This is a genomic window from Bavariicoccus seileri WCC 4188, assembly GCF_000421665.1.
Lineage (GTDB): Bacteria > Bacillota > Bacilli > Lactobacillales > Aerococcaceae > Bavariicoccus > Bavariicoccus seileri.
This window is the reverse complement of record NZ_ATXL01000012.1, coordinates 41,917-51,584: the sequence shown is the minus strand read 5'-3', so window position 1 is coordinate 51,584 and position 9,668 is coordinate 41,917. Positions and strand designations below refer to the sequence as shown.

10 protein-coding genes are annotated in these 9,668 nt (G+C 34.7%); 1 reads left to right on the top strand and 9 read right to left on the bottom strand.

All coding sequences use genetic code 11. The annotated features are described in order from the left end of the window. Positions 1–19 precede the first annotated feature (19 nt). The 5 genes from H541_RS11525 to H541_RS0104090 form a co-directional block, all read right to left on the bottom strand. The gene (locus H541_RS11525; RefSeq protein WP_022796076.1) at positions 20–2,398 is read right to left on the bottom strand and encodes an LTA synthase family protein; all 2,379 of its coding nucleotides are present in this window, start codon (positions 2,396–2,398) and stop codon (positions 20–22) included. A gap of 696 nt (positions 2,399–3,094) precedes the next feature. Further along, positions 3,095–4,312 (bottom strand): tyrosine-type recombinase/integrase, encoded by a 1,218-nt coding sequence (locus H541_RS0104105; RefSeq protein ID WP_022796075.1) that lies wholly within the window; start codon positions 4,310–4,312, stop codon positions 3,095–3,097. 81 nt (positions 4,313–4,393) lie between these two features. After that, positions 4,394–4,597: an excisionase gene (locus H541_RS0104100; RefSeq protein WP_022796074.1), complete on the bottom strand. Its 204-nt coding sequence runs from the start codon at positions 4,595–4,597 to the stop codon at positions 4,394–4,396. A 449-nt stretch (positions 4,598–5,046) separates the two neighbouring features. Next, positions 5,047–5,277, bottom strand: coding sequence for a helix-turn-helix domain-containing protein (locus tag H541_RS0104095; protein WP_022796073.1), 231 nt, complete (start codon positions 5,275–5,277; stop codon positions 5,047–5,049). After that, positions 5,274–5,696, bottom strand: coding sequence for an RNA polymerase sigma factor (locus H541_RS0104090; protein WP_026501610.1), 423 nt, complete (start codon positions 5,694–5,696; stop codon positions 5,274–5,276). Before H541_RS0104090 ends, H541_RS0104095 begins: the two co-directional genes overlap by 4 nt. 546 nt (positions 5,697–6,242) lie before the next feature. Here H541_RS0104090 and H541_RS0104085 point away from each other — a divergent pair. Then, a complete protein-coding gene (locus H541_RS0104085; protein ID WP_022796071.1) occupies positions 6,243–6,596 on the top strand; it encodes a helix-turn-helix transcriptional regulator in 354 nt (117 codons plus the stop codon). 56 nt (positions 6,597–6,652) lie between these two features. Here the strand turns inward: H541_RS0104085 and H541_RS12915 are convergent, their stop codons facing one another. The 4 genes from H541_RS12915 to H541_RS0104070 all read right to left on the bottom strand — a co-directional run bounded on the left by H541_RS12915 (position 6,653) and on the right by H541_RS0104070 (position 9,637). Then, positions 6,653–6,823 carry a cysteine-rich KTR domain-containing protein gene (locus tag H541_RS12915; protein ID WP_084684519.1) on the bottom strand — a complete coding sequence of 57 codons (171 nt, stop codon included), beginning with the start codon at positions 6,821–6,823 and terminating at the stop codon, positions 6,653–6,655. Positions 6,824–6,898: 75 nt separating this feature from the next. Continuing rightward, the gene (locus tag H541_RS0104080) at positions 6,899–8,326 is read right to left on the bottom strand and encodes an ABC transporter ATP-binding protein (RefSeq protein WP_022796070.1); all 1,428 of its coding nucleotides are present in this window, start codon (positions 8,324–8,326) and stop codon (positions 6,899–6,901) included. Next, positions 8,327–9,058 (bottom strand): energy-coupling factor transporter transmembrane component T, encoded by a 732-nt coding sequence (locus H541_RS0104075; protein ID WP_022796069.1) that lies wholly within the window; start codon positions 9,056–9,058, stop codon positions 8,327–8,329. It abuts the gene before it with no gap. Then, positions 9,059–9,637: an MptD family putative ECF transporter S component gene (locus H541_RS0104070; protein WP_022796068.1), complete on the bottom strand. Its 579-nt coding sequence runs from the start codon at positions 9,635–9,637 to the stop codon at positions 9,059–9,061. Positions 9,638–9,668: the final 31 nt, after the last annotated feature.

The following is a 9,668-nucleotide window of genomic DNA, read 5'->3' as shown; positions in this document are numbered from 1 at the left end:
TTAGTTTTAAAATATGAAATTATTGTTCTGATGACCCTGATGTATCAGTTGTACTCTCTTCGTCTTTTGGTGTTAGTGGAGACGATTCGATTAAATCATTATAATCAGGAATATTTTTACGCTTACTATTTTCTTTAGCGGCTTCTATCGTTGATTCTAGTTCAGGAGCGGTTGTACGATACAAGCCCAAGCTCGTTTCCCCATTGTTTTTATACAACAAGGATGTGTTCTTATCTCCTATTTCTTCGTTCACTTGCTTAATGCGTTGTAAGTTCTTCGTGTAATCATACTGCGTCTTATCAACAGCTTTCAAGCCTTCAGGTTGGTAGAAACGGAGCAAGTCGTTAGATAGGATATCTTGTGAGTAGCCAAGTGGCTTTTGAGCATCCTCCACCATCGCTTGGACCTTTGTTTGTTCTTCCTCTGTTAGATCTGTTAACAATTCACCAGTCTTCGTATCATAGATTTCACTACCAATGACAGTATAGTCTGGTGTGACGAGATTCCCGTTACGGAAAACAACTTGTTGTTTACGATCTGTTGCAAGTAAATCGTGACCAAACATGATGTAATCTTTCGTATCAATCCCTAGCAAGTGTAGGAGAGTTGGAAGCATATCGATTTGACCGCCGTAGGTCTCACTGATGCCACCGCTGACACCATCTTCCTCGCTCATTCCTGGGATGTAGAACATCGCAGGAACACGTTGTAACATAGCGTTATCATAATCGTCCCAATTATCGACGTCAGCATCTGGTAAGACCGTCGCCAGAGATTTATTTCTAGAATTAGAAATGCCATAATGGTCGCCATAGAAAACAAAGATTGTATCATCATATAAACCAGATTCTTTCATATAATCAAAAAATTCAGACAACGCTTCATCTGCATAATGTACAGTTGAGAAGTATCCGTTAACCGTTTCATCTCCAGTTTCTACTGGTGGGTAATCACTATTTTCTTCATCATATGGGAATGGGAAGTGATTAGAAACCGTTATGAATTTCGTATAGAATGGTTGTTGTAATTGTTCAAGATAAGGAATACTGTCTCTATAGAATAGTTTATCTTTTAGTCCGTATTCTAGAGAGTTTTCTTTTGTTAAAGTGTAATAGTTAGAGTCGAAGAAATAGTCAACACCAAAGGCTTTGTAAGTATCATTTCTATTCCAGAATGATCCAACGTTTCCATGGAATACTGCACTAGTATAACCACCATTTTGTTTCAAAATAGAAGATGCAGCTTGGAAGGTATTATCTGAACCGTATTGTGATAGGGCAGATCCTTGAGATAATCCAAAAATCGAATTCTCCATCATCAATTCAGCATCGGATGATTTACCTTGTCCAACTTGATGGAACACATTATCAAAAGCAAAGGTATCTTTACTATGGTAGATACTGTTCAAGAAAGGTGTGACAGGAACATCATTTCCAGCTTCATCCTTAGCTGTGTAATCGATTAAGAATTGTTGCATACTTTCTAAGTGCAAGACAACTACATTTTTACCTTTTGCGACGCCGTAGTATTCCGGGTTACCTTCGACTTGATGGCTATCAATGTAGGAGGTTATCTCTTCCATTTCAGTGCCATCCGCATTGGCTCTCACTTGACTCGCATGGGCAGTCTTAGCAACGTCATAGCCTGAGAAGAAGTTAAGGCCTAAATACTTAACGATATAGGTACGATCAAAGGTCCGAAGTAACAACTGCGGGCGACTGATATCTGCTAATTGCAAGTTGACAGCGAAGAGTAATCCGGCAGTGATGAAAATAGTAGAGGCATAACGTTTGCTGAATTTATAGCTAACAGCATCTCTACTAAGTTTCTTCTTGGTGACTATAAACAGAATAGGAATATCTAAGAAATAGATGATATCATGTGGTCGCATCAGCTTAGCGAGTGAACCGACAATGCCAACTAGATTTCCAGCATTTTGTGATCCAAATAACGCTTTGAAGGTCATAAAATCACTGAACTCACGGTAATACATAATATTTCCATAGAGAATAATCGTTTGAAGTACGACCAATAGAAGTAACACACGTCTCGTCGTTTTGTTATTCGAAAATAAAAGGCTAATGCCATAAAAAGCTAAACCTGTAGCAAGAGGGTTGATCCACAAAATTAGATGTTGGAACCAACCATCGACTCCAAGAGAGAAATCAAGGTAGTAAGCAATAATCGTTTTAACCCACAATAGTAAAACAGCAAATAAAACTAGTTTCACCCGTGGGTGGCGCATATTCTTTTGGAAAGAATTCCAGTGACGACCTACTCGTTCCTTAAAAGGTCTTTTTTCTTGATAGTCATCATGATTATCGTTGTTGTCATTACTATTGTTAGTTTGTTTGGGGTGCCGTTTTAGAAACGACATCCAGTTTTTATTATTAGTCATAAGTTGATCTCCTATTAATAAGCTAGCGACTAGTCATGCTGTAACACTTAGTAACAACACGTCTCTGATAGCTCTCTTCAGATAGGTGTTTGATATGAGAAACAAGTCACATGAATAGCCAAAAATGTTACTATCAACGCTATCAAATTTCGTCACGAAATAACAGTATAAACTCTTAATAAACAAAAAGCTACTCACTCTCAAAATCTTATAAGAGACTTAAAGAGTGCTTTTAGCATGCAAATAGGTATGAAGGGTCATTGGCCAAAAAAATAGCCGACGTCTTCATAGCTAGGTCAAAAAGTAACTGTTTGGTCGGTAATACGACGATATACTAAAAAAATGTAAATCATTGATGTATTGTAAATTATTGATGTATTTAATGTAATGATAATGACAAAAAAAGTCAATGAAAAGGGCTAAGTGCTTTCATTCAACAAAACGTCTCTAAAGATTGATATGACAACAAAATTAACGTATTATCAGGAGTGCGACGTGTAGGATAAGTTAATAGTTTATTATAAACAAAGTATAAATTTCGGATTATCTTTTTATATATTCTTATATGCTCGTATAGCTTTATTCTATGGGCTTTCGAGCATTTTTACTGTCGGTAGATACTTCACGTTTCTTTGCACATTTCCTCATGTCTTAGCTGTCAAAAGTGGTAAATAAGTAGTAAGTTCATCTGTACTACTAAGCAATAAGACGCTCCTGTTGCTTCCCTTTTTCCAAGCGTACCACTTCTCCCATTGCTGAATCGAACGTTGCATGTGCGTAATAGTTTAGTGTCATGGTTATATTTGCGTGACCCATGATGTACTGTAATGCTTTTGGATTCATACCCAAATTTGCATAGTTGGTACAGAAGGTATGTCGCAAAATATGTGGAGTGATGTGCGGTAACTTTTCCTCGTTATACTTATTGTACTTCTTAACAAGGCGTTTCAGCATAGAGTAATAATCACCTGATGTTTTAGGATAGTCCTTTCTATTAAGAAAGAGGAAATCACTATATCCATCAATCTCAACACACTTACCATTTTTACGATTGGCTAACACCCGCTTAAACGCTTGATAGACTTCTTCAACCATTGGAACTTGACGCTCGCCACTTTTGGTCTTTGGTGTTTCAATGTAGTACCCAGTTTCAGTATCTCTCAATAGCTGATGGTCTATATTGATAAGACGATTCTCAAAATCTAAATCTGAAAGTGTCAAACCACCAAACTCTGAAATACGAAGACCTGTTTTTAAGAGTATCAGAATTTCATCATAATTCTTACTGTAGGTCTTATCAGCTTTCGCATAGGCTAACAGTTTTTCTTCCTGTTCTTTTGTTAATACAATTTTAGGAATAGTATCATCATCAATGACCGTATTCAGTTGAAAGTCAAAGGGATTCTTCCGAACACAATCATCTTCTATAGCAATATAGAATGAAGCCTTTAAGGAACGTTTATAGTTATTGATGGTTTGATAAGCATAACCATTTTCGCTCATTCTTATCGCCCATTCCTTAGCGTCAGATGGCTTAATACTGTCAATACTTCTTACGCCCAACTTGTCATTCTTCAAAATATCCATAAGATATTTACGTCCAGTTTGAGTGGTTTTTCTAACCTTTGGTCTTTGAGCGTTTTGTTTTGCGTAAAGCTGGCAGAGTGTCATTTTCTTGCCTACAACATCAATACCATCATGAATGTCTTTCTGTATTTCTGCGATTTTCTCTCGAAGAGGAATACAATCTCGTTTTCCTGCTGGTATTCTATCTGTAGGTACAAGTTTCCATGAGTAAACAAATTGTGGCTCTCCAAATGAATCCGTATATTTGTATAAGTATCTTCCGTCTTTTCGTTGGCTCTCTCCAGTCTTTAAAATTCGACCTTTATTGTCACGTCTTTTTTCTGACATGGCATTTGCTCCTTTCCTATATGGAAAGAGCCTTGACACGACTTAATACTATTTTATCATATACAAGACCCTTTGGCGACGCTAGATTGCGTCTAATTTATCTATCACTTTTTCAAATTGTTTTCGTTTAATCTGAATGCGATTGCCATTCATAATAAGCCAACCTGCATTCTTATTTTCTTCTGCCAAACGACGTAATTTGTTTTCGCCAATACGAAAATATTTTGACGCTTCTTCAATGGTTAAGGTATAACGCTCCCAAATAGGAATGTCAGTCTGCTTCATAAAATCTTCCTTTCCAAATCACTTGTTGGATTTCATAAAAGTTGTTTTACAAGTAATCGAACAGCTTTAGCAAAGCTCACGGGAGTTCCACCCCTGCATGGTTCTCATGTAGCCATACTCATTACCTGCGACGCTTTTAACGCTCGGACTATGACTGTATGGGAGTATCATTATCACGATAAGAAGGTCATCGCTGGCAATCTTGCTACAGATTGCTCTCGGACACTAACATGAATCGCTTACTATCTTCATAGGTCATGGCGTGTTGCCTGTCGGCTCTTTTCTTATCGAAACGTATTCGATTACTTATATTTAGTTTTCAAAGAACAATGGCTTGTTCGCCTATCAAAGCATACTGAAAGAACAATATGCTTTGATGGAATAACAAATCTCCCTGTTCGGGAAGCGTGGGAACGGTTTGGCACGCTTCCACGAAAGGAGAGAGGATATTACTTAATTTCAAATGATAGAATCTTTGTAATCAGTCTGGTTTCCATTCTTCCACGTAAGACTTCATCAACGACCATACTTTGATTGCCAAATTCATCTTTCATAAGACGTAGGGAGCGTTTTGTGATATACCCTCGATAATGCTGTAGAATCTGGTTAATCGCTTCTGTATCGCTATCTGTCGCCTTTACAATGAGAGGAAAGGGAATCATAGGATATTGTGTTTTCATTCTTCAAATTCCTCCATAAACTTTTTTATTAAGGCTAGTCCACTTGTTCTATGCCGATAGATAGTTGAACGATTCAGTTTTAATAATTCTGCAATTTCTGAATCGCTCATATCCATGAAATAATACAGCAGTAGAATTTCACGTTTCTTACTTGGTAACTCACGTAATGCTTCACTCAACAAGTCATTTTCAACGCCTACATACAATCCATTGAGTGTAAAAATCTGAAAGTCCGTTGAATAGTTATCTGTTGTCGCAAACTGATTGACGAGATAGTCGCCAACATCTGAAAAGGACACTTCACGCTTTGAAATCCTTGAAAGATAAATTAGATAATTCTTTCGCTCGTCTTCCATAGCACGTTTACAGATATAGTCAAACTGATTTTCTATCGTTGTTTGAAAAGAAGATGGTTTCATGTTTCTCACCCCCTTTCTTTTGAAAGGAAGTGAGTCTTGCTCTTTTATCTCCTTTCACTCTTAGTCCCAATGTGAAAGGGGGATTTGTTGCATTACTGATGAATAAATTTTGAAAAAAAGCTCTAAATAACCAAAAAAGCACATAAACAGATTGATTTCTCTGTTTACATGCTTTAATAATTCTATCTATGTAATCTATAAAACCACATTGATGGTCGTACTTATCTAGTGTAGGGGGACGACTTTTTTTGATAAGACCTCAAAATTGGAAAGTTGATTATACGTAATATATTTCATGGCGACATCGACCTCCAACAAGTCACCAGTTTTATCTACTATTTTATAGAGAATTGCAAAACTCAATTTATACTTATATTAGGTAATAAATATTGGTAAATAAATTAGCGACCTTTCTATTTAAGATTGGATTCATAATGTCATTGAGTATAGAGAGTACATAACATGAACTATTAAACCATATAATACGTTTTTCTATACCTGTTTCTAAATGAATAGGAACAGTAAAATGTATAGAGGTGGTTTACTATGCGTAAAAGAGAAGATAAGTATGATTTTAGAGCCTTTGGTCTTGCGATTAAAGAAGCTCGATTGAAACGAGGTCTAACTCGTGAACAAGTGGGAGCACTGATTGAAATAGACCCACGTTATTTAACAAATATTGAAAATAAAGGACAACACCCAAGTATACAGGTTCTTTATGACCTTGTATCATTACTTCATGTGTCTGTAGACGAGTTTTTCTTACCTGTTAGTGATCTAGTAAAAAGCACCAGACGCATACAGGTAGAAAGACTTATGGATAACTTCACTGATAAAGAGTTAGCACTTATGGAAGCATTAGCTAACGGTATCAAAGAAGTAGGAAGTGTAAAAGACTAATCACAGAATCTATACAAAACAGAAAAAGCCGATAAGATGAGATTCAAATTCTCAAATTATCGGCTCTGCATCTTTGCGTCTGGCTCTTTGATAATACTTATGTTCATTTTCCTTACATTGATTAAAGTTTCCTGTTTGCATTTAGGACAATATAAAGGGAAATGAATCAGAATGGTATCCTTATAAATTTTTATCCTTGTTTTATTGCCACAAATAGGGCACCGCACCCATTGTTTATTCCCATTTAAACTCCTCCTTTTTTACTTGCTTAATTAAATCAAGCATCACCTAGATGTTTAAAATTAAATTGGAAGAACATAGTTAACTAGTTGAAAGATGATCTCTACATCATGTGTAACAATAAAAATAATATTGTCTTTATTTGAAATTTCCTTAATTTGATGACAATAATCATCAAGCGATTGTCTATCTAAACCAGACGTTGGTTCATCAAATACGAGAATTTTCTTGTTAGATAATAGAGCAGATGAAACTGCAACTCGTTGTTTTTCACCTCCAGAAAGGGAAGCAGGGTGACGATTTTCTAAATCATTCAAGCCAAACTGTTTAAGTAACTCTTTTCCTTCTAGTATCGATGCAATACTCCCTAATCTAACTTCGTTTAATACAGTGTCTGAAAAGAGTTGTTGATTAACGTCTTGCATAACCATAAATCCTTGTTTATTTAAATCTTTACTATTTTGCTCTTGTTGATTAAGTTTTATTTTTCCTTTGTGTTTCATGAATCCTAGAATGGTATTAACAAATGTAGTTTTCCCTGCACCGTTTTTTCCTACTATTCCAACAATAGTTCCACTTTTGAATTTTAAGTTTGGAATATCAATTACAATTTTGTTTTTCTCATAGGATACCATTATATTTTCTAAGCTTATTTCAAATTCAGAAGAATTACTGGGTTCAGTAACCTTAAATAGTTTCCATTTTTCTTCATTTAGTATTCGCTCATACAATTGAAAGCTCTTCGATAAGTGGAGACTTCTTAATCCCATGGACGAAAATTTATCCTCATTTTCTGAAAGGGATTTATAACTGTAAATTTGGTCAATTTCACCAGATTTTAGATATATAAATTTATCAGCCAAATCTTTGAGCCAGTAAAGTCTATGCTCAGCAATTATAATGGTATATCCATTGTTTTTTAATTCAGTCAGTACAATTTGTAATTGCTTAATTGATTTATAATCAAGATTTGCAGTGGGTTCATCTAAAACTAATATTTTAGGTTGCATTGAAATAACAGAACCACATGCAATACGTTGTTTCTCTCCACCTGAGAGTTGAAAAATATTTTTATTAATTAAGGATTCCAAAGATAAAAAAGAAACTACACCGTTAACTCTAGACAAAATTTCGTTACGGTCTAAATCTAAGTTCTCACAGCCAAAAACTAATTCATTCGAGGTATCGATATTAAAAAATTGTGATTTTGGATTTTGAAAAACTGTACCAATAACTCGAGAAAGATCACTCTGTGCTTCATCTGTTAGCTCTTTACCAAATATTTTTACTGAACCTTCTTTATGAAGGGAATCATAGAAATTGGGAATAAGACCATTAATTACTCTCGTAATCGTTGTTTTTCCACAACCGCTCCTTCCACATAACACAACACATTCGCCTTTTTTAACATCAAAAGAAATTTTGTTTATTAGTTTGTAAGAATTATCATTCGAGGAAACGGAAACATTTTTAAATTCTAATGCATTCACTTAACTAAACCTCCCAAAGAATATAAATATAGTTATCATCATACCACTTACTAAAAAATCAACAAATGTTAGTTTGAAATTAAGAACAGGATTTCTTTTTCTACCAACATCTAATCCTCTTGTAAGAGCTGCGGCAGATAACTCTTCGATTACTTTTCCTGAGGAAATTAGTAGAGGAACAACTATACGTTCAATCGCCATGGCAGGTTGTGTCAAAAAAAGTATTGGTCCAATTTTTAAATTTCTAAATCTTAGTGCTTTTTGGATATTTACTATATGTTCTTTTAATGTTGGAATAAGGCGGAGCATGACAACAAAAGAAACAGCGAAAGAATCCGGTATATGAAATCTCTTAAACATAGATAAATATTCACTAGCTGATGTCCTTTCTGAAAGAACATAATATAAAGATAGCGTTGGTAAAAATAAACGAATAATCTTTAGTAAACCAAATACAAATCCAACGAGATTTGAAATTGGTAATGATTTTATAACTAATTCAAATAAAATTGTCCCAAAATATACTGATGTAAATAGTAAAGCCCGTTTTTGAGCTTTACTATTTATAAGAATCAAGGTGGTAACTACTCCAACAATTATTTCTGAACATAAAGATCTGTTTTGAAGCATTAAAACTGATAAAATCACAAAAATGATGATTTTTGTTAGTGGTGAAACATCTATGAATGATTCACTTTTAAATCTTAGTTGTGTATCTATATTGCTTTTCACTTATACCAATCCTGCTTTTTCAAAATGTTTTTTACTAAGTTTCTGACCCAATTTTGCTCCAATGAAGCCACCAATTAGTGCTAAAGCAACTAGCACAATCAAGATCCACGACGGTGTTAAAGAGGCAATTTTATCTACATAGTCTTGTCCATAATATTCAAGTGATGTTTGCATAAACTGTTCTCTTGCAAATATTAGTAATGTAAATGGTGCCATAGTTAATATATTGAAAATACTGTAAGCTAATGTAAACTTACCTTTTAAGTTCTTCTCACGATTATTCATAATAATCTCAGCAACAATTCCACTTGCTAGTGCAATAATAAACGGAATCGGAGAGTATGCAGTGATTAGTAATCCGCATAAAATTGATAGCAATAATATGGCTCCACGTTTAGGCACTTTTGATGTATATAGAGCAAAAACTGGTCCTTCAATAATTCCAACAATTAATGGTGTTAATAGATACACCAAAGGGTTAATTGCAAGTATAGTTATTGATGCAAATAAAACCACAATGTAGATTGCTGCAAATGCACCAGAAAAGATATAGTCTTTTGTATTCATTTTTTTCTTCATAATTTTTTCCTTTCATAATGTTAAACTAACA